Raw genomic sequence first — 20,695 nt, forward strand, 5'->3', positions numbered from 1 at the left:
ATCGGATGTGGGTCTACAGCTCAAACAGCTCAAACAGCTCAAACAGCTCAAACAGCTCAAACAGCTCAAACAGCTCAAACAGCTCAAACAGCTCAAACAGCTCAAACAGCTCAAACAGCTCAAACAGCTCAAACAGCTCAAACAGCTCAAACAGCTCAAACAGCTCAAACAGCTCAAACAGCTCAAACAGCTCAAACAGCTCAAACAGCTCAAACAGCTCAAACAGCTCAAACAGCTCAAACAGCTCAAACAGCTCAAACAGCTCAAACAGCTCAAACAGCTCAAACAGCTCAAACAGCTCAAACAGCTCAAACAGCTCAAACAGCTCAAACAGCTCAAACAGCTCAAACAGCTCAAACAGCTCAAACAGCTCAAACAGCTCAAACAGCTCAAACAGCTCAAACAGCTCAAACAGCTCAAACAGCTCAAACAGCTCAAACAGCTCAAACAGCTCAAACAGCTCAAACAGCTCAAACAGCTCAAACAGCTCAAACAGCTCAAACAGCTCAAACAGCTCAAACAGCTCAAACAGCTCAAACAGCTCAAACAGCTCAAACAGCTCAAACAGCTCAAACAGCTCAAACAGCTCAAACAGCTCAAACAGCTCAAACAGCTCAAACAGCTCAAACAGCTCAAACAGCTCAAACAGCTCAAACAGCTCAAACAGCTCAAACAGCTCAAACAGCTCAAACAGCTCAAACAAACAAGCTACGCCTCGATACGCAAGTAGTAATGCCAAAAATAAATGAAAATCTTGTAAGTGTGCGTAAGCAGTTAACTGAACTAACCAAAAACAATGCGTGTGACAACACCGTACAATGTCAAGTAATGCCAGTAGGTAGTCGAGCATGTGGCGGGCCTAGTAGCTACCTTGTCTTCTCAAAAAAATACGCAAACCCACATAAGGTATCCACACTAGCTGATAAAATAACTCATTTAGAAAGCCAGTATAATGCAAAAAACCGTATGGTCAGTATTTGTCAGCACTTAACGCAACCAAGCACCCAATGTGTTGAAAACAAATGTGTTAAAATTGAAGGCAGTGCACAAGCGACTTACTAAGGAGTCATGATGAAAAGCATTGCTTACTCAATAACTATTTTACTCTTAGGTGGCTGTGCCAGCTCTCCTATGCTCAGTTATAACAACGACGGCTCTTCCCCGTCATTGACAACTCTGATTGCAGATAAATCTTGTGATGCAAGCTTTCAATGTAAGGTACTCAGTATCGGAGAGCGCCCTGCTTGTGGTGGCCCTAGCCAATATTTAATCTATTCTAATAAAAGTTTAAACGAAGACCTTGTTGAACAGACGGCCGCACAGGTAACGAAACAAGAGCAAATGAGTAATAAGCAACAAACGAGTGTCGATGTATGTAAGCAAGTATTGCCTATTCAATCACTCTGTATTAATAAAAAATGTGAAGCGTTCAAGACCAAGTAACTACCTTATCAATTGCCCTACGAGTGACAATATAATTATCAGTAGGGCACATCCACCCGCACGCCAAATATAAACAACGTTAATTTCTTTCTTAACCCAATAATCATAGAGAAAACGCGAAAAGTAAGTTGCCGACACCCCAAATAAAGCAAAAGTCACTAATAGTAGTAATAGATAGTACGGCACATCAACCCTTACATATACCTAATCAAGCCATCATCATAAAGCCATTAGCGCTACGATGTACATACTTAGATGTGGATACTTACTCTATATTAGATAAATTGTTAGCCTGTATCACCGCGACATTTCGGTGTTTTATAGACATGCAGAGTTCTCAATCTGCGACAGAAAATCGCGAGTATCGTTTTTGGGGGAGTTATACCTTGAACAAATACGCAGTAATATATGATTTTAAGCCTCGGGGTAGCACCCACCGCACATTCTCACGATAAAATATCATCTTTGTAATTTATGAAGAACGGTGCCTAGTACGTAACTTATATATCAGTCGTAATATTTCACGATTTATTTAAACGAGATTCCAGCCAAGTGATCATGACCTGCGTCAGGAGGACAATAAGGTGTGAGTAATAAAACCCCCGTCTCTAAATACAAAGCTTCGTCTCCCTGAATTCATTTCAGGGTCTGTGGCTTTTACAGCATGCTATTCATAGTGACCTAAAACCCCCTTTCTAACTTCTGCTCTCCAAGTCACTTTTCCTAAACCTCAAATGCAAAAAACCCGCTGCATCTCTGCAACGGGTTTCTCTAATTTAATGCCTGGCAATGTTCTACTTTCACATGGCAACTGCCACACTATCATCGACGCTGTTTCGTTTCACTTCTGAGTTCGGCATGGGGTCAGGTGGGTCCAAAACGCTATTGTCACCAAGCAAATCTGGTGCGCTAACTCGCTATCGCAAGTTAACTAAAATCTGGAATGCTAATAAATTCTGTAAAACGCTACTTTAGTTACACTAACTTCTGTCGCTTAAACCACTTTGGCGTTGTATGGTTAAGCCTCACGGGTAATTAGTACTGGTTAGCTTAACATGTCACCATGCTTCCACACCCAGCCTATCAACGTTGTAGTCTCCAACGGCCCTTCAGAGAGCTTATAGCTCTAGTGAGAACTCATCTCGAGGCCTGCTTCGCGCTTAGATGCTTTCAGCGCTTATCAGTTCCGAACGTAGCTACCGGGCAATGCCATTGGCATGACAACCCGAACACCAGCGGTTCGTTCACTCCGGTCCTCTCGTACTAGGAGCAACCCCTCTCAATTCTCAAACGCCCACGGCAGATAGGGACCGAACTGTCTCACGACGTTCTAAACCCAGCTCGCGTACCACTTTAAATGGCGAACAGCCATACCCTTGGGACCGACTTCAGCCCCAGGATGTGATGAGCCGACATCGAGGTGCCAAACACCGCCGTCGATATGAACTCTTGGGCGGTATCAGCCTGTTATCCCCGGAGTACCTTTTATCCGTTGAGCGATGGCCCTTCCATTCAGAACCACCGGATCACTATGACCTACTTTCGTACCTGCTCGACGTGTCTGTCTCGCAGTTAAGCTGGCTTCTACCATTACACTAACCGTACGATGTCCGACCGTACTTAGCCAACCTTCGTGCTCCTCCGTTACTCTTTGGGAGGAGACCGCCCCAGTCAAACTACCCACCAGGCACTGTCCGCAACCCCGATAAGGGGCCTACGTTAGAACATCAAAACTACAAGGGTGGTATTTCAAGGTTGACTCCACACAATCTAGCGACTGTGCTTCTAAGTCTCCCACCTATCCTACACATGTAGGTTCAATGTTCAGTGCCAAGCTGTAGTAAAGGTTCACGGGGTCTTTCCGTCTAGCCGCGGGTACACAGCATCTTCACTGCGATTTCAATTTCACTGAGTCTCGGGTGGAGACAGCGTGGCCATGGTTACACCATTCGTGCAGGTCGGAACTTACCCGACAAGGAATTTCGCTACCTTAGGACCGTTATAGTTACGGCCGCCGTTTACCGGGGCTTCGATCAAGAGCTTCGACCTAAGTCTAACCCCATCAATTAACCTTCCGGCACCGGGCAGGTGTCACACCGTATACGTCATCTTACGATTTTGCACAGTGCTGTGTTTTTAATAAACAGTCCCAGCCACCTGGTCACTGCGGCTCTCAATCGCTTAAGGAGTAAATCCCATCACAATCAAGAGCGTACCTTCTCCCGAAGTTACGGTACAATTTTGCCTAGTTCCTTCACCCGAGTTCTCTCAAGCGCCTTAGTATTCTCTACCTGACCACCTGTGTCGGTTTGGGGTACGATTCGAAATAATCTGAAGCTTAGAGGCTTTTCCTGGAAGTAGGGCATCAGCAACTTCACTACCGTGGTAGCTCGTCTCGTGTCTCAGCCTAACAACGACCCGGATTTACCTAAGTCATTAGCCTACTCACTTTCACATGGACAACCAACGCCATGCTTGCTTAGCCTGCTCCGTCCCCCCATCGCAATTATTCCAAGTACAGAAATATTAATCTGTTTCCCATCGACTACGCTCTTCAGCCTCGCCTTAGGGGTCGACTTACCCTACCCTGATTAACATGGGATAGGAACCCTTGGTCTTCCGGCGTGCGGGTTTTTCACCCGCATTATCGTTACTCATGTCAGCATTCGCACTTCTGATACGTCCAGCATACCTCCCGGTACACCTTCAACCGCTTACAGAACGCTCCCCTACCACTTGTCCTAAGACAAATCCGCAGCTTCGGTGATATGTTTAGCCCCGTTACATCTTCCGCGCAGGCCGACTCGACTAGTGAGCTATTACGCTTTCTTTAAAGGGTGGCTGCTTCTAAGCCAACCTCCTAGCTGTTTTAGCCTTCCCACATCGTTTCCCACTTAACATATACTTTGGGACCTTAGCTGGCGGTCTGGGTTGTTTCCCTCTTCACGATGGACGTTAGCACCCACCGTGTGTCTCCCGGATAGTACTTTACGGTATTCGGAGTTTGCAAAGGGTTGGTAAGTCGGGATGACCCCCTAGCCTTAACAGTGCTCTACCCCCGTAAGTATTCGTCCGAGGCTCTACCTAAATAGATTTCGGGGAGAACCAGCTATCTCCCGGTTTGATTAGCCTTTCACTCCTAGCCACAGGTCATCCCCTAACTTTTCAACGTTAGTGGGTTCGGTCCTCCAGTTGATGTTACTCAACCTTCAACCTGCCCATGGCTAGATCACCGGGTTTCGGGTCTATACCCTGCAACTAAGCGCCCAGTTAAGACTCGCTTTCGCTACGGCTACCCTAATCGGTTAACCTCGCTACAGAATATAAGTCGCTGACCCATTATACAAAAGGTACGCAGTCACCTAACAAGTAGGCTCCTACTGCTTGTACGTATACGGTTTCAGGTTCTATTTCACTCCCCTCACAGGGGTTCTTTTCGCCTTTCCCTCACGGTACTGGTTCACTATCGGTCAGTTGGGAGTATTTAGCCTTAGATGATGGTCCACCTATATTCAGTCAAAGTTTCACGTGCTCCGACCTACTCGATTTCACTGCTTATAAATTTTTGTGTACGGGACTATCACCCTGTATCGTGGCACTTTCCAGAGCCTTCCACTAATTACAAAACAGCTTAAGGGCTGTTCCGATTTCGCTCGCCGCTACTTTCGGAATCTCGGTTGATTTCTTTTCCTACGGGTACTTAGATGTTTCAGTTCTCCGCGTTCGCCTCATATGGCTATGTATTCACCATATGATACCTGCAAGCAGGTGGGTTTCCCCATTCGGAAATCCTAGTCTCAAGCGCCTCTTACTGGCTCAACTAGGCTTATCGCAAGTTAGTACGTCCTTCATCGCCTCCAACTGCCAAGGCATCCACCGTATACGCTTAGTCACTTAACCATACAACCCAAAATAGTTTTAAGTTGTACTGTCAAAGACAGTTTAAACTTCGCCAGAAGTTAATATTGAATACTAAAGTAGATGCTAATTAATCATTGATTAATTGGCATTGTTTTACTTTTGAAAACTCTTTATAGATACGAATATCTATAAGAATTTATTTATCAGCTTTTCCAAATTTTTAAAGAGCAATATTAATTAAACAACCTAAGTCATTTAACTAACAATCATCTGTGTGGACACTACGAACAAATAAGTTCTAAATCGTATAAGGAGGTGATCCAGCCCCAGGTTCCCCTAGGGCTACCTTGTTACGACTTCACCCCAGTCATGAATCACTCCGTGGTAAGCGCCCTCCCTAAGGTTAAGCTACCTACTTCTGGAGCAACCCACTCCCATGGTGTGACGGGCGGTGTGTACAAGGCCCGGGAACGTATTCACCGCGGCATTCTGATCCGCGATTACTAGCGATTCCGACTTCATGGAGTCGAGTTGCAGACTCCAATCCGGACTACGACGCACTTTAAGTGATTCGCTAACCTTCGCAGGCTCGCAGCACTCTGTATGCGCCATTGTAGCACGTGTGTAGCCCTACACGTAAGGGCCATGATGACTTGACGTCGTCCCCACCTTCCTCCGGTTTATCACCGGCAGTCTCCTTAGAGTTCCCACCATTATGTGCTGGCAACTAAGGATAGGGGTTGCGCTCGTTGCGGGACTTAACCCAACATCTCACAACACGAGCTGACGACAGCCATGCAGCACCTGTATCAGAGTTCCCGAAGGCACCAAACCATCTCTGGTAAGTTCTCTGTATGTCAAGTGTAGGTAAGGTTCTTCGCGTTGCATCGAATTAAACCACATGCTCCACCGCTTGTGCGGGCCCCCGTCAATTCATTTGAGTTTTAACCTTGCGGCCGTACTCCCCAGGCGGTCTACTTAATGCGTTAGCTTTGAAAAAGTTGTCCGAAGACCCCAGCTTCTAGTAGACATCGTTTACGGCGTGGACTACCGGGGTATCTAATCCCGTTTGCTCCCCACGCTTTCGTACATGAGCGTCAGTGTTGACCCAGGTGGCTGCCTTCGCCATCGGTATTCCTTCAGATCTCTACGCATTTCACCGCTACACCTGAAATTCTACCACCCTCTATCACACTCTAGTCTGCCAGTTCGAAATGCAGTTCCCAGGTTGAGCCCGGGGCTTTCACATCTCGCTTAACAAACCGCCTGCGTACGCTTTACGCCCAGTAATTCCGATTAACGCTCGCACCCTCCGTATTACCGCGGCTGCTGGCACGGAGTTAGCCGGTGCTTCTTCTGTCAGTAACGTCACAGCTAATAGCTATTAACTATTAACCTTTCCTCCTGACTGAAAGTGCTTTACAACCCGAAGGCCTTCTTCACACACGCGGCATGGCTGCATCAGGCTTGCGCCCATTGTGCAATATTCCCCACTGCTGCCTCCCGTAGGAGTCTGGACCGTGTCTCAGTTCCAGTGTGGCTGATCATCCTCTCAAACCAGCTAGGGATCGTTGCCTTGGTGAGCCATTACCTCACCAACTAGCTAATCCCACTTGGGCTAATCTCTTGGCGTGAGGCCCGAAGGTCCCCCACTTTGGTCCGTAGACGTTATGCGGTATTAGCAGTCGTTTCCAACTGTTGTCCCCCACCAAAAGGCATATTCCCAAGCATTACTCACCCGTCCGCCGCTCGTCAGCAGATAGCAAGCTATCTCTGTTACCGCTCGACTTGCATGTGTTAGGCCTGCCGCCAGCGTTCAATCTGAGCCATGATCAAACTCTTCAATTAAAAGTTTTGTTGAAACCCTTTACTAGAAAGTGTTTCGTGCTCATTGAATTCTGATTTTGTTCTTGTTGCCAAGAACGAATTGACTGTGCTGCAATAAATAAATTTATTGCTGTTGGTCACTCAGTTTCTCCGAAGAGAAAATCAATTGAGACTCTAATTTTTTTGCTTGCTTCAATCTAAGAAAGAAGTTTCGCTGTTAGAACTCAATCTGTACGAGTGCCCACACAGATGATTGCTTCATATTTTTAAAGAACAGTTCCTGTTTAAAACAGGGCGATGATTAAGCGCTTTGCTTTATCTCGCTAGGGCTGCGCATGTTACGCTTTCCTATTTTTTTGTCAACACTTAAATTCGATGTTTTCATAAAGAAATTTTAAATTTAAGTTTTACTCGACGCTGCCTGCGTTTTGCTTTGCTAAGTTAGCGTAGCGCTCCGTGTCAGTGGGGTCGCATTATAGGGAGATGAAGAAAAAGCGCAAGCCTTTATTTGCAGAAAAGTGATAAAAATAACGAGTTCGTGCAAAAATCAATCTCTAACCCTGATTTTCATATAAAAACGCTCTAATATTATACAGAAATACAAAGGTTCTCTATAAATAGAAGAAAGATCAACTTTAAATGCTAAAAAATTGACCTTATTTATACAATGCGACTATACGATTTACCGTTTAAAACGGTGCTAATAGATAAACATTGATATCTATATCTCTTATATTCGTATAATACTGCCGAGCAATACTGCCTACCTTATCTAACCGTACGGTAACTTCTTGACAGCCAGCAGGGATATGAACAGAGCTTTTTACAATACTAGGCTTAACTCTGTAACTGACTCGCTCATATCTAACACCAAAAGTAGTGTCTTCCCCAATCTTTGTGTCATTACAGTATAATGAAGCGGTCATACCAAAATTAGATGAATACCATGCAGACGTAATCGAGCCACTCAAATGGACATCCAATTGAGATATACCCGCTGTATGTACAAGAGGTAATTTAACTTGATACGCTACTTCTGCATACCTGTCTACGCCACCTTCAGAAACAAAAAGTTTCTTTTCATGGGTAAAATCTGACTTTGTAAGTGAAGTCGTTTCACCACTCACAATGATTGGTAAAGCTGAAGCTGTACATGTAAATAAGCTTAGCAACAGCAAAGGTGCATATTTCATTTTACATATCCTCAATAGAAGACTAGTTTGGCAGCTTCTCTATAATGTGCACATTAAATTGTAGATCAGTCACTCTAGTGTAAAACTGCCGACTCAAATGGCCCACTTTATCTAGTCTAACCGTCATAGTCTGGCACTCACCACCGGTGTTCAGGTCATTAGAAAAACTCGGATTAGCTTCGTATGAAGTTCGATTGTAGCGGAAGCCTGTTGCTAAATCTTCGCCAAGAAATATTGGCACTGCAAGGCCAGGTCCAGTGCATGTAGCCGATAGTGATACAGCCATAGAACCAACGAACCATCGTGTATGGTACTTGCCACCAACTTGATAAGTAAGATCTTGTCCAAAATCACCATCCATCTCAAATGTCGCTTCATATGCCACAACAGCTTCCCGGCCTGCATATGGTTTTGTTATGGGTGAGAAGTCTTGAAAACGAAGCTCGACAACATTACCACCAACAGACACACTACCAGGGTCAGCAAACGCATTTACTGCACATAAAAGACTACCTATCGCTAATATTTTTTTCATAAATTTACATCATAATTTTTAAAAGTGGGAATTGACGTTGAATCTTTAAAACGAACAACGCCTGTAATAATGGCATCATTAGCACCATTAACTGTACGTACATTGACATTAAGATCAGAGCACTCAATCCGATTAAGCTTTATTTCAGAGTGAACAAATGCAAGCTGACTTGCCGTCGTCACTATTTCTTCATTAGTAAACTCAATATTGTTTTTGGTTTTCTGATAAAGAGCTTGACCGTTGCATTCCACAGAAACGTCAACTTCGTGCAAGAACTCACTATGCAAAATATCTTTAGCTGCCCCAACACAGGTACTGCCTTGCCACTCAGTACAAGCTGGTAGCATTTGAAAAACTGAGTCTCCTTCACCTTGGATTCGAATATCAACTTCTAATACCGACGCATTAATCGTATTCATGGTCTCTAGCGCATAAGAATAAGTTGCACCGTTTTGCACCATATCTTTATTTGTAAATGAGACTTCCATTTCAGATGCGTTAACTGCTGCGCTAGTCGTCATAAACGCTAGTCCTATTGCGGCTACTTTAAACATAATCAAACTCCTCCCGATGTGTTGTTGAGCCCTTTAACTGACAATGAGAAATTGATGTCTTGGATTCGAGTGTAAAATTGGCGGCTAATACTGCCTTCTTTGTTAAACTCGATCTTCAGTTGAGTACATGCACCTACATTATGTCTAAGTTCTGATATCTCTGGGCTAGCTGGCGTTGACACTCTGTTGATACGGTAGCCATACACTTTATCCATACCGATGGGAATCCCACTGCATGATACTTTTGCGGTCATCCCAAAATTAGAAGCAAACCATCTAGCCGTTAGCTCACCTTTGCCCTGAAACACCAAACTTGACTCGGCTCCCACAACATCGATTAAAGCTTGATATCCCGTTGTCACTTCACGATTAGCCCAATTTGTTGTAATAGGCTGAAAATCTTCCATCGATAACGTAATTACATCTTGGTTTACGGTCACTACTTTTTGTTGTTCTAGTGCATATGCTTGGCTCATACATCCAATCATACCGACTAAAATACATAGTTTTTTCATAAATAATTTCCTTATACTTTCACTTATTTGAAAGACTTAAATACTTTCTAAATTCGTTAAAATCGGATCTTAATGACCTTTCCTAAATACCTCTGGCAACGAGGAAAAGACAAACTTCATTTATTAACAAATCAGTTAGTGCCACGCAATATGAATTATATAAAACAAGTTAAGCTAATTAACAAATAAAAAACAAAAGCACCACACACAACCATTTAAAAATAAATTGATATTTAAAGAAAAATTAAAAATAAATACAAATAATTTAAAAATATAAAATCAGCACCTCGTACGCAGTAAGGTAACTACGACGAGGAACAGAAATTAATTTATTATATTTCTTCTGAAATAGTAACATTCAGATTAATATAACTCGGTGCTGACCCCGTAAACCTGAATTTAACATACATGTTTTTACAGCTTCCACCGGTATTTTTACGAGTAGAGATCACATATTTACTACCTGAATCAGAACCAGAGAAACTTCCACACGATGCCGATAGCGACATTGATTTATTCGAGCGACCTACCAGATCATAAATTAAGTCTTGACTCAAATCCCCATCAACTGGGAATGACACTTCATACCCGACAAGTTGGCGATAAGTGCGAGGTGGTTCAAAATCACAAGGGTCGTAAATAACACGTGTTTCATAAATACCATTGAAGTTAGATTTATTTAATGTATAGCGAGCACCTCCTATATAAATAGGTGCTGATAACATCGAAGGCTTGGCAGCAGCTAGCATCTCCTCAAGTGGCACTGAATTTGGTCCTGGGCAACCTTCCTCACCGGGTCGACCTCTGTCACGATCATAACAACAGCGAGGTCCGAAGACGATGTTATTAAACTCAGCTTGCTCTGAATTGTTTAATTCTACTTGCGCTGAATGGTCAATTTTCGATAGTGCTAAATCACTCTCTTGCTCATTTGCAGCAGATTGAAAAGAGATGGCCCCTACCGAAAGTACAGCCAATGTAATAAGATTTTTCATAAAGTAGTCCTTTTATTTTTTGTTATTTTAAATGTAATTATTAAAACAACGCTCTGTTGATTTTATTTTTAACTTTAGTAGCCAAAGTAAACAATTAAGTCAAAATTAAAATTATCAATATAAGCTTCTGTATCAGCAACTGAACTGTGAATTTTTTCAATTTTAACATTCAAGCTTTTACAAACACCATTTGTACGCAACCTATTATAAATAGAGAAACGTGCATTTCTAACGCTACCCGCCCTTTTTATAATAATATCAGCATCACGACCAATATCGACGCTTGATGCATCACCCGAACAAACAGCTGACATTTCGGCAAACATTGGGGCTGCCCCAATACTACCTTTGACTTCAGATTTAATATCAAAAACCAGCTCTGGATAACCAAAGAAAGGGTCTTCTAGATCCACATGCACTGGAATATTGGCTTCATAACCAATGACATGACCTCGCTCTATAATAGGATCAAAGTCACTTTCATTATATTGAAACTTCTCACCACTCACATATATAGGCACTACGGCATTAGCTGAAATAGATATAAACAAAAAAAGTATAGATAGATATTTCACTTTTAATTTTCCTTATTGAAAAGTTAATTACAGATATTAATTATATTAACTGCACCAAAATCAGGAGCGTAATATATAGTTTTAGTTGATTCCGATGCCGATATAGTTATATTGTCATCGGTAGTTACTTCGTATGTAGCTGTTGCTGGTAAAGAGATTTTTTTATTACCTTCAACAGTAAATAGAAATGATTTTTCAAACTGGCCTGTGAATTTTTCCATGGTAGGGAAAGTCTCTACCATTTTAAATTTAATGCTTACCTCTTGTGGCCCGGTATAGCCAGCACAACCCCAAATATAGGTATCTACAACCTGATTCACTGGCACAAATGACTCACCCACATTAACAATAAAGTCATTTTGACTTATATGAGTCGTTATATGCTTAGCACTGACCAAGCGCTCATCGTGTGTCTCAAGCGTTATTACTGCGCCATTTTCCACTTTTACTGGAAACTCATAAAACCCGTCGCTACCGGCTGTGTGTAACTCGTCATTTATCTTAAATACCGCATTTGGCACACCATTTAATCCAGTATCAACTACACGGCCTTTTACTGTCCCTGACAGGAGATCATCCATTTGCTCCGTGACCGTAACAGTGACTGTACTACTGGTCTGCAGCCCGCCTGCGTCTGATACGGTTAAATTAACACCGTAAAGCCCTGCTATATCAGGTGTGAAGTTCAATAGCCCAGTACGACTATCATCCATTACGGTGTTTGAGCCTGCTGGTGCAACAAACTTCCATTGATAAACCAGTGCTTCGCCCTCTGGGTCATAGCTAGCTGTTGCATCAAGGGTAACTTGATCTCCAATACGTGCACTTTGGTTATCTCCACCGTGAATATTAATCACTGGCGCTCTATCTTGTGTTACTAAAACAGTTTGTGTCACTGTATCGGAGTATTGTGTTCCATCATGGGTTTTGAGTGAAAATACATAGGTGCCCGTATGACTGGCTTGCAACATTGCTTTACCCACTATAGATGTATCAAGCACCTCATTAGCAGGCTGCGAAACAACCTGCCATTCATAGGTAAGGTCTGCACCTTCAGGATCTGAACTGCCCGTCCCATCCAAAACTATCTGAGAACCGAGAGCAACTGTAGATATAGAAGCTATTTGCGCGATTGGTTTTTGATTTGCCTTGACATCAAACATTTGAGTATTAGACGTTATAGAGTGCAGTCCATCTGAAACTCGTACTGCAACTAAATACTCCCCATCAACGTCCGGTGTAAACTCTGTAACAGCTGACTGACTTGACACTATGTGCGCGGCGCTGCTTTGCGGTGCCCCTAATAATAACCACTCATAGCTGAGCTGTTCACCTTCTGGGTCAAAGCAAGATACACAAGATAAAGACACGGTTTCAGATAGTTTAACCACTTTATCCGAGCCTAAAACAGCAATCGGTACCTGATTTTCTGATTGAACTATAAATTGATGCACCACCTCATCCTGAGCTCCATGCTGATCGGTAACCGCTAATTGCACATCGTAAACACCGTCGATATTCGAGGAGAAAGATGCTCTCTTTACGGATGCTTTACTCACAACCGGTTGACTATTCTCTGGGGCCGATAACACAGACCAGCGATAGCTCAAACGATCTAGGCGGTCCGGATCATGACTTTTAGAACCATCTAATCTAATAATCTCATTAGGTGCTAATGTTGACTTTTCAACATTAATTATTGCCATTGGCGGCGAGTTTACATCAATGGCATCACTGGTGATCACAACCGAATCCTGTGCCGTCAACCCAGCTTTATCCGTCACCGATAATTGCACTATAAATGTACCTACAGCATCCGCGACAAAATTAGTTTTAGTACTTTGGTTTCTAAAGATCCGTGCACTACTATCCGCTGGTTTATCAAGAATTTCCCAATGATATTCCGATATTGTTCCATTGCTTGCTTTGCTATTTTCCCCGCTTAATGGAATCACCTGCCCTTTTTTAACGGTAAAGTCTCTGCCCGCATCAGCAACAAGTGCAGCTTGCTCTGGTACCAAAAATTCAAACTGAGCTGCAGTGCTATCTTCATGCCCATCATTCACATACAGTCGCAAAGAGTAATTACCTTGCTCCGCGACACTGACGGCTATTTCATTGCCGGTATTTTGCTCTATGGGGATCACTTTCTGATCGATCACTCGCACTAAGCTCCAGTGATAAGTTAAGGCATCACCATCAGCATCGGAACTATCCGTGCCATTGAATTTCAATGGCGTTTGAATCGCTTTAATCGGAGTCATATCTACAATTTTCGCGACTGGCTTAATGTTACTTACAAGTACTGTATTGCCGGTGTCACTGTGGCCTTCGCTGCTGCCACATGCTGACACAACAAAACAAAGGGGAACTAATATGCTTTTTGTCCATTTCATTTACTTCATCTCCTTAATGGCTACTTATTGTAGGCCGCTTCTCTAATCGCTTGATTCAGCGCCATAGCTTGCTGTCCTAGTACTCTTGCTTGCGCCAACAAAATATCCTGTTGCTCCTTCAAGGCACTATCAGCACCACTATCAATATTTTTTGACAACGACACCTGTTTATTTCTTTCGCTCATATGTGCACTAAACACACTCACTTTTTGCCGCTGCTCTTTAATCGCATGTCGATATGTATTGACGTCTTCAGTCAACTCAGGGAAGTTTTCAATAATGAAGTCGTAATATTTGTCTTCTTCGCTGGTATCGATATCAATGGCGTTTTGTACTATATCCTGTACATTCGTCTCTTGTTCTACGCTGACTTGAGCGCCTTTCTCTCTACTTTTAATACCAACAGGTTTAGCTATGCCTTTACTCGTAGCAAGTTCAATATCTTCTAAGGTCACTGCAGTTGTTGAAGTGGAAGTTGGTGCCTCATTGGTTAAAGCAATCTCTTTACTGGAAAGCCCCACATAACCAATAATAGATACGGCGATAACAGCAGCAATTGCTTTGATTTTCATATCCAAATCCTAAAATTAAACATGATTAAAGGGGGCGGGCCCCCTTTAAAAACGCAAACTAATTACATTGCGTGTTATCAACACATACCTTAACTTGTACTAATGCACTGCCTTCTTGTACATTCCATATTTTCTTATCAAAACGTTTATAAATTTTTCCGTATTGACGAGAAACATGTGACGTTGTACCCGTTGCTTTAGTACCACCGAGTGCATTCAGTGCTTTAAGAACAATGTTGCTATAACGACAATATGTATTTCGACTGTTACATATCTCAGTTAAACCAGCTTCTTTCTTAGGATCTTGGAGCTCTGGCTTTTCTAGCTCAACATCATAAGATTTAGCATAGATTGACAAGAACATTTGCCACATATCGCTGTACATCTCTCTTTCGATTTCTTCAGCGATACGAGCTGCTTCATCAGGGTCATTTGTTTGTGGTTTAAGATCCAACTTACATTCCATTCCCATATTGTCTCTTGCCGTTTCAACAGTGTTATCCCAGCTCGATGTTTTACGCTTAAACCAGCTCCAACCCGTAGATTTTCCTACACTTCTCCAGTAACTATTCATACGGTCAACATTAATAGAACACTCACCAGAAATTGGACCAGGATAGGCATAGTAGTTATACGACAACCCTAAATTAGCAACAAATACTGCGCGATTTGGTTGTGGTTCCCAAAGTTTACGTGTGACTTTCCAAGAAACAGATACATTGTTCTCTGTACCTGAATAATTTTCTTCCACTGTCTGGCTGTAATCACCACAACGTGCATCACGAGTAACAAAGAAATCAATTCCGCCTGATGCAAATGACCCTTCATCCATTGCATCAAAGTGGATAGTGTCACCAATTTCTTCACGCTCAAACGGCATTTTCCAATCATTCAAGATATCTTTGTTGATCAAAGTATCCGCAGGGTAACTCCAAACATTACGTGAAAATAAACTCTCTCCAGATGCCGTCACATTAGGATTATTTCGTGTAACCCCTGAGTTCACCCGTACATTAAACAAGTTCAACTGTTTCGCCGAGAATTGGTGGTTGTTTGAATTTCTCAATGCGGTTGATAATAGATCTCGTTCTTTATCCCAAATGTTATAACCCGCACTGGCTAATCCAACTAACGCCTTACCATGTTCTTTGACAACGTCAGTTTCTAATGTCCAAGCATTTTTAGAAATAACAGATTGCGAGTTAATGATTAAACTATGGAAATTCACATTACTTTCAGCCAATACCAGCTTTTCTTTGTATGCGTCGTATGCCCCTTTCGCTGTTAGATAGCTCGTTCTGATATTGCCAACTTGCGTTTGCAAATCACTAATCGTCGAAGCAACAGCCGCTTCAAGAGGCTGGTACTTATTGGTCACCTTTGTAATACATTCAAAGTATTTGGCGAAATCACCACCGCTACTCGTAAAGCATCCTTGACCTTCCGATATTCTTGCTCGCTCTAACCTGTCACGCTCAGCAAAGGCTGCACTTAATTCAATGTTTAGCTGATTCCACTGTGCTTTCAATGTATTGTATGTATCAATCAAACCTTGATTCGCTAGCGCTGCATCAGTAATCACCTTGCGCGCCTTCTTGATCTCATTAAGACCTTCAAAGTTAGCTCGTGGAATACCATAAGTCAGCTGATACCAGTTACTGACAAAATCACCTTTTAAATACGCTTGCTCTTGTAATACCGGTGTTGCCAGCTGACGGTAGGCTTGAGTTTTAGTATTTACATAGTTATCACAACCAGGGCCTGCTCCTCCTAATTCTGCGTATAAACCATTGATTTGTTTCACAGGTACCGGTGCGACATGCAGCGTTAAAGGGTTCTCACTGTCAGACATAATATTGCCAACACCTGCAGGCGTTGACATGCCAAGTGCATCAAGTGGATTACCTGTCGTTAAATCCGGTAAAGCATTTGCTGCTGTACTTTGCAGTAACGCAGCGACAACCGAAGTTGTTATTAATTTTCCGTACATCTTTCATTTCCTTTATTACGGTTTGGGTGAATAAATCCTTACTCTTTAAAATCAGTTACAAGCGGCTACGTAATCTGTTAACCGCATTTGAAAGCACAAGTGCGTCTCTGCCGATTGATTGACCAGATAACCAACGCGTTTGCTCCGACAAATAAGTATGCAAACTTCTAATTCCGGCTTCATTCCACGTTAAATTATTCTGCAATACTTGACGCAAACGCGAGAGTTCTATGGTGCAATGAGATGAAGAACTTCCGGCACGGCAGTTATTTGTAAAAACAGCCTTTGAACGCTCTAAATCGGCTTGGGCGGTTGTGATTTGATCGAGGAATATCGGATCTTCAATATCAAACGTTAAGTTGCTCAACAGATCTAACGTGTTATCGATTGAACTGACTAATTGAACACTGCTAGTTGATGGTTGTGCGATACTGACTAGCGACTTTATCACGCCATTATGTGTCACTAAATGTGAAGCTAACTGGCCAAAATAGCTTGGCTCAGGATAAGTCAGCAACTGATTAACATTAAGTTGACAGCCTGGCTTTATTGCCTGAAAACCCACAACACCATCTAATCCATTGAAAACTAAGTCAGCATCATGATTTCCATGCACCATAGATAAGGTATTAATTTCATTAATGCGCGAACCGGCAATTCTATTGGTCTCGGATGCATCGGAGCCAGCGCTCAACGTATAACGTACAGACAGAGGTCGTAAAGACTCACAGACAAAGTTGTAATTCAAAATAGTTTTAAAAGAACCATTCCTGACAAGTCCGTCACTCGAGTACGCAGTATTGCGGTCGGCCGTCATGCTTTGTGAAGAGAATTGACAAGGAGGAACAAATCGTTCTCCTGTGCCCGTCATTCTTGACGCACACTGTGTGTCTGCATTAAATACTTCTACTGGAGCTGCTTGAGCTAAGGTAGCACCTGTCAAAGACAAAGTGGCTAGCAATAACATTTTCATAATATATCCTTTATTAATACTTATAGTTGATCGAAATTAGCGGTTAAAACTTGACGACTGACGGTGCCTTGTCCATCAGTCACTTTTACAACGGCATTTATCGTGGCATTATTTGCAGAACAAGCATGGAAAGCACTTTGGCTAAAGGTAATTTGCAAATTATTTAACTGAGAATTTGCAGTTACTCCTGAAGGTAAAAGTGACCCTGACATTGTGCCGGCATGGTATATGGAAGGAAAAATTTCAGACAGCGTTCTTGACATGTTCGGTGTCCAAAACATGCCATTGTATTCAAGATACTCCAGCTCAATAAACTCTCGTGAATGAGTTAATGCGGATGCTTCAAACAAATCCCAATCAATTGTTACTAATCGGTCTTTATCAAACATTTCGACATTGCTAATCACTTGACTACGAGCTGCGAGTTGATTCAATCGAGCGATTATTGTCTCTAACTGAGTCAGTAACTCTGCCGTATACCCGTCACGAATCATGAGTGAAAGCAAACTTCTTGCTTCTGTGGCTAACGTAAAACCCTCATCCTGAATCGCTGCCATTTCAGGATTTATTTTTCTAAACTCCTGACACAATAAAATAGGCTGTGTACCAAAAGCGCTTAAACTGGTGACTCCCATATTGCCTGTAACATCACTGCGCTCAGTTAACGCAGCCAATACCGCTTTACCAGTTTGGTTTTTCGACAAATAAGCAATGTCTATTGCTGTCGCTAAACGTTCTAAATTAGCCTGAGAACGTAGAGCCTTATAATCCACTAACTTACTACTCACAAAGCCGGCAAAATCTGGCTGTCTCAATAACCTAGGTTCGATCACCTGATAATTATCATTATAAATATTAGTTAATGCAGATGCTTCATTGTTAAGTGCAGTTAACACTTGCTCAAACTTCAGCAAACGATAATCAAACTCAGGATAGAACGGCATCGCTTCAGGTGCTGTGATCTTCGTATAACAAATACCTGTGTCACATTTTTTCAACTCAATATCGATATGTGGTGTAAGGAGTTGCGACTTTTCGAGCATTTTATCTTGTAGAGCAAGCGGTAAAGTATTAATCAGTCTAGACAATGTTCTGACTCGTCTATTCAAATGGCCCACGCGACTACTGGCAATTTGATCTGGTGTATAGCGCTTTAATAAATCCCAATAACGTAGTTTCACAGTTAATACAGAATCAATTTCTGCTTTTAAAGATTGACGCTGAGCTGTATCAAAATAAGGGTACTTATCAATATTAAATTTAATATCTATGATTGATCTATTTAACTGTTCTTCCAATAACAGACCTAACGAATAGCGTCTATACAACCCAGCAAAACGTAAAGGAGCGGCTAAAGAGTCTAGTTTAGTAAGAACATCCAGCCTAAAATTTACCCGTCGGAATTCATCACTTGCTGGACTAAAGCCAAAATATTTTGGTTTATTGACAAACTCACCATATAACTCATCAAACAACTCTTGCTGAAAAATATGAAGTTCTGAAATAAGTTCTGGGTAAGTCAGTAAATCAGACACATGAAACCACGAATAATCATCTCGACTTTGAAAGCCTTTACCTGTGGAATGTAATCCTGAAATCACGTCACACGGTAAATCCAATGATTTAAAACACTGTGGGCTATATTCCGGATCAGCTGCTGCACACACATCGGTACAATCTGACTCACTAAACTCCGAGTAACATTTTTGAGGAGAATAATTTACCAATTGAAAGCTTGCGCTACACATAGGCTCTTGTGCATAGGCAACCCCTAAATTAAGTAACCCTATCGTGAGAATTTTCAACTGTAATCGACTTTTACTTTGCTTTTTCAACACAAAATCCTTCTTCATATTCATAAAAATACAATTTGATATTAAGGGAAAAATACTTATATGCGTTTAAGTTAGGGGTCCATCCTAATTGACAAAAACGGGAAAGTAAACATGCTGAAAACAACGCATTAACACATCATTAACCTTATTTTTGTATACATACTATTGTATGCAATAAATGAAAGCATCATGAAATTTGTAAGGAGAAGCGCAGTTTCTTTCAAGGAGCCGTATCTACCACGACTATGTTTAGTGTAATAATTAATCGAAAGGGAGTTGTTTTTACTACTTATTTTATTAAGCCGAAACCCCCACACCTTGGAGGTAACAAAACTATAGTAGTACTTACTCTAAGCCTGTATTCTTTAAAGAAACATGATTTAATTACTCGGAAAATGGAATTATTCATCTGAAAATAATAATGAAAATATTAATTTTTTATCGATAAAGCAAGATTAGAAACATTGGAGTAGCATAAAAAAGGACTGGTTATCATACTTCCTTAAATAAAAAGTGGCATAACGCATCTTTTAAATTAAAAGATTTAATGAGATTAAATTGAATATAAATTTAGGCTGTTCTTTAAAAATCCGAACTAGATAAAATTAATGATGTACAATGAAGAAAACCAACATCGCAATTACGCTAATAACAAATCTAAACAGCTAATAATTAGTAACAAGGCATTGCATCACAGGTAAAAATAATCATACGATATGCTGAATAAAATCACACAATTAAACGGAACATTGTTGAATTTGAGATTGAATACAACTGCTTTGTAAAGGCTTAGAAGTGTTCCCCCTTCATTAAAACCTATCTTTATCAGTAACATTGTAGCGACTGTAATGCAGAGAAAATAGATTATAAACTAGATCCTCTGGTATATTCATTTAATCACACTGATGGCGACAAGGTTTCTAGAAACACTTACGGTATTGATAGTACCATTCGACTTATAGAAAATTACGGAAAATACACGAATGGCTCATAGTCGCAGATTCGAGTTCAAAGATGTTGCTGACAGCAAAAAAATAAACGTCTCTAAAACAAGGTAAATTGTTGGTCATACAAAATACGAGAACACCAATTATTACATTTTTATTAAAAATATAATTCAATGAAGGTACCTCTATAAAAAATGTATTTCCTAAAAATAAAAACAGTCCCCTCGTAAATTCAAGGCTCTTACATAATTGATTTTTGTTACATAAATATTAAGAATAATATGAAACTTAGCTAGTAAATGGCATAAATAAGTAAAACTCTATTTATTCATAAGGTTTATTGATCAACGTCGCATTAAAATGTGCCTCTATGCCTAGCATATTAAGCTTAAGCAAGCTGCTTGTAAGGGAGTTAAATAGTTCAGCTACTTATGTATTACAATGAATTGAATCACTTAAGCTGTGATAGGAAACAATTATTGTC

At 41.4% G+C, this 20,695-nt stretch carries 14 protein-coding genes and 3 rRNA genes; 2 read left to right on the plus strand and 15 right to left on the minus strand.

The features are described 5' to 3' along the window. Positions 1–13 precede the first annotated feature (13 nt). Positions 14–703 (minus strand): hypothetical protein, encoded by a 690-nt coding sequence (locus PAUR_RS02335; RefSeq protein WP_225738262.1) that lies wholly within the window; start codon positions 701–703, stop codon positions 14–16. 29 nt (positions 704–732) lie between these two features. Here PAUR_RS02335 and PAUR_RS02340 point away from each other — a divergent pair, with 29 nt between their 5' ends. After that, positions 733–1,062, plus strand: a complete 330-nt coding sequence (locus PAUR_RS02340) for a hypothetical protein (protein WP_192506215.1) — start codon at positions 733–735, stop codon at positions 1,060–1,062. Positions 1,063–1,068: 6 nt separating this feature from the next. After that, positions 1,069–1,443 carry a hypothetical protein gene (locus tag PAUR_RS02345; RefSeq protein WP_225738263.1) on the plus strand — a complete coding sequence of 125 codons (375 nt, stop codon included), beginning with the start codon at positions 1,069–1,071 and terminating at the stop codon, positions 1,441–1,443. 781 nt (positions 1,444–2,224) lie between these two features. Here the strand turns inward: PAUR_RS02345 and rrf are convergent. From rrf to PAUR_RS02415, 14 genes are all read right to left on the minus strand, one after another. Next, positions 2,225–2,339, minus strand: a 5S ribosomal RNA gene (rrf, locus tag PAUR_RS02350). A 118-nt stretch (positions 2,340–2,457) separates the two neighbouring features. After that, positions 2,458–5,343: ribosomal RNA gene (locus PAUR_RS02355) — 23S ribosomal RNA — on the minus strand. Positions 5,344–5,612: 269 nt separating this feature from the next. Next, positions 5,613–7,152 (minus strand): 16S ribosomal RNA (locus PAUR_RS02360). Together the 16S, 23S and 5S rRNA genes form the textbook arrangement of a ribosomal RNA operon. A gap of 668 nt (positions 7,153–7,820) precedes the next feature. Further along, positions 7,821–8,324: a hypothetical protein gene (locus PAUR_RS02365; RefSeq protein WP_192506216.1), complete on the minus strand. Its 504-nt coding sequence runs from the start codon at positions 8,322–8,324 to the stop codon at positions 7,821–7,823. Between the two features lie 22 nt (positions 8,325–8,346). After that, a complete protein-coding gene (locus tag PAUR_RS02370; RefSeq protein ID WP_192506217.1) occupies positions 8,347–8,859 on the minus strand; it encodes a hypothetical protein in 513 nt (170 codons plus the stop codon). Continuing rightward, positions 8,856–9,413 (minus strand): hypothetical protein, encoded by a 558-nt coding sequence (locus PAUR_RS02375; protein WP_192506218.1) that lies wholly within the window; start codon positions 9,411–9,413, stop codon positions 8,856–8,858. Before PAUR_RS02375 ends, PAUR_RS02370 begins: the two co-directional genes overlap by 4 nt. 2 nt (positions 9,414–9,415) lie before the next feature. Continuing rightward, a complete protein-coding gene (locus PAUR_RS02380) occupies positions 9,416–9,928 on the minus strand; it encodes a hypothetical protein (RefSeq protein ID WP_192506219.1) in 513 nt (170 codons plus the stop codon). A 332-nt stretch (positions 9,929–10,260) separates the two neighbouring features. Continuing rightward, positions 10,261–10,923, minus strand: a complete 663-nt coding sequence (locus PAUR_RS02385; RefSeq protein ID WP_192506220.1) for a hypothetical protein — start codon at positions 10,921–10,923, stop codon at positions 10,261–10,263. A gap of 74 nt (positions 10,924–10,997) precedes the next feature. After that, positions 10,998–11,498 (minus strand): hypothetical protein, encoded by a 501-nt coding sequence (locus tag PAUR_RS02390; protein ID WP_192506221.1) that lies wholly within the window; start codon positions 11,496–11,498, stop codon positions 10,998–11,000. Between the two features lie 23 nt (positions 11,499–11,521). Continuing rightward, positions 11,522–13,894, minus strand: a complete 2,373-nt coding sequence (locus PAUR_RS02395) for a PKD domain-containing protein (RefSeq protein WP_192506222.1) — start codon at positions 13,892–13,894, stop codon at positions 11,522–11,524. Between the two features lie 20 nt (positions 13,895–13,914). Next, positions 13,915–14,466, minus strand: a complete 552-nt coding sequence (locus tag PAUR_RS02400) for a hypothetical protein (RefSeq protein ID WP_192506223.1) — start codon at positions 14,464–14,466, stop codon at positions 13,915–13,917. 58 nt (positions 14,467–14,524) lie between these two features. Beyond that, entirely contained in the window at positions 14,525–16,456 is a 1,932-nt protein-coding gene (locus PAUR_RS02405; protein WP_192506224.1) for a hypothetical protein, read from the minus strand. A gap of 55 nt (positions 16,457–16,511) precedes the next feature. After that, positions 16,512–17,429, minus strand: a complete 918-nt coding sequence (locus tag PAUR_RS02410; RefSeq protein ID WP_192506225.1) for a hypothetical protein — start codon at positions 17,427–17,429, stop codon at positions 16,512–16,514. A 20-nt stretch (positions 17,430–17,449) separates the two neighbouring features. Further along, positions 17,450–19,288: a hypothetical protein gene (locus PAUR_RS02415; RefSeq protein ID WP_192506226.1), complete on the minus strand. Its 1,839-nt coding sequence runs from the start codon at positions 19,286–19,288 to the stop codon at positions 17,450–17,452. Positions 19,289–20,695 lie beyond the last annotated feature (1,407 nt).

It is taken from the genome of Pseudoalteromonas aurantia 208, from assembly GCF_014858725.1.
Lineage (GTDB): Bacteria > Pseudomonadota > Gammaproteobacteria > Enterobacterales > Alteromonadaceae > Pseudoalteromonas > Pseudoalteromonas aurantia.

Coding starts and splice junctions, on each gene's coding strand:
- PAUR_RS02340 (WP_192506215.1), top strand. CDS start 733: ATGCCAAAAATAAATGAAAATCTTGTAAGTGTGCGTAAGCAGTTAACT.
- PAUR_RS02345 (WP_225738263.1), top strand. CDS start 1,069: ATGATGAAAAGCATTGCTTACTCAATAACTATTTTACTCTTAGGTGGC.
- PAUR_RS02365 (WP_192506216.1), bottom strand. CDS start 8,324: ATGAAATATGCACCTTTGCTGTTGCTAAGCTTATTTACATGTACAGCT.
- PAUR_RS02370 (WP_192506217.1), bottom strand. CDS start 8,859: ATGAAAAAAATATTAGCGATAGGTAGTCTTTTATGTGCAGTAAATGCG.
- PAUR_RS02375 (WP_192506218.1), bottom strand. CDS start 9,413: ATGTTTAAAGTAGCCGCAATAGGACTAGCGTTTATGACGACTAGCGCA.
- PAUR_RS02380 (WP_192506219.1), bottom strand. CDS start 9,928: ATGAAAAAACTATGTATTTTAGTCGGTATGATTGGATGTATGAGCCAA.
- PAUR_RS02385 (WP_192506220.1), bottom strand. CDS start 10,923: ATGAAAAATCTTATTACATTGGCTGTACTTTCGGTAGGGGCCATCTCT.
- PAUR_RS02395 (WP_192506222.1), bottom strand. CDS start 13,894: ATGAAATGGACAAAAAGCATATTAGTTCCCCTTTGTTTTGTTGTGTCA.
- PAUR_RS02400 (WP_192506223.1), bottom strand. CDS start 14,466: ATGAAAATCAAAGCAATTGCTGCTGTTATCGCCGTATCTATTATTGGT.
- PAUR_RS02405 (WP_192506224.1), bottom strand. CDS start 16,456: ATGTACGGAAAATTAATAACAACTTCGGTTGTCGCTGCGTTACTGCAA.
- PAUR_RS02410 (WP_192506225.1), bottom strand. CDS start 17,429: ATGAAAATGTTATTGCTAGCCACTTTGTCTTTGACAGGTGCTACCTTA.
- PAUR_RS02415 (WP_192506226.1), bottom strand. CDS start 19,288: ATGAATATGAAGAAGGATTTTGTGTTGAAAAAGCAAAGTAAAAGTCGA.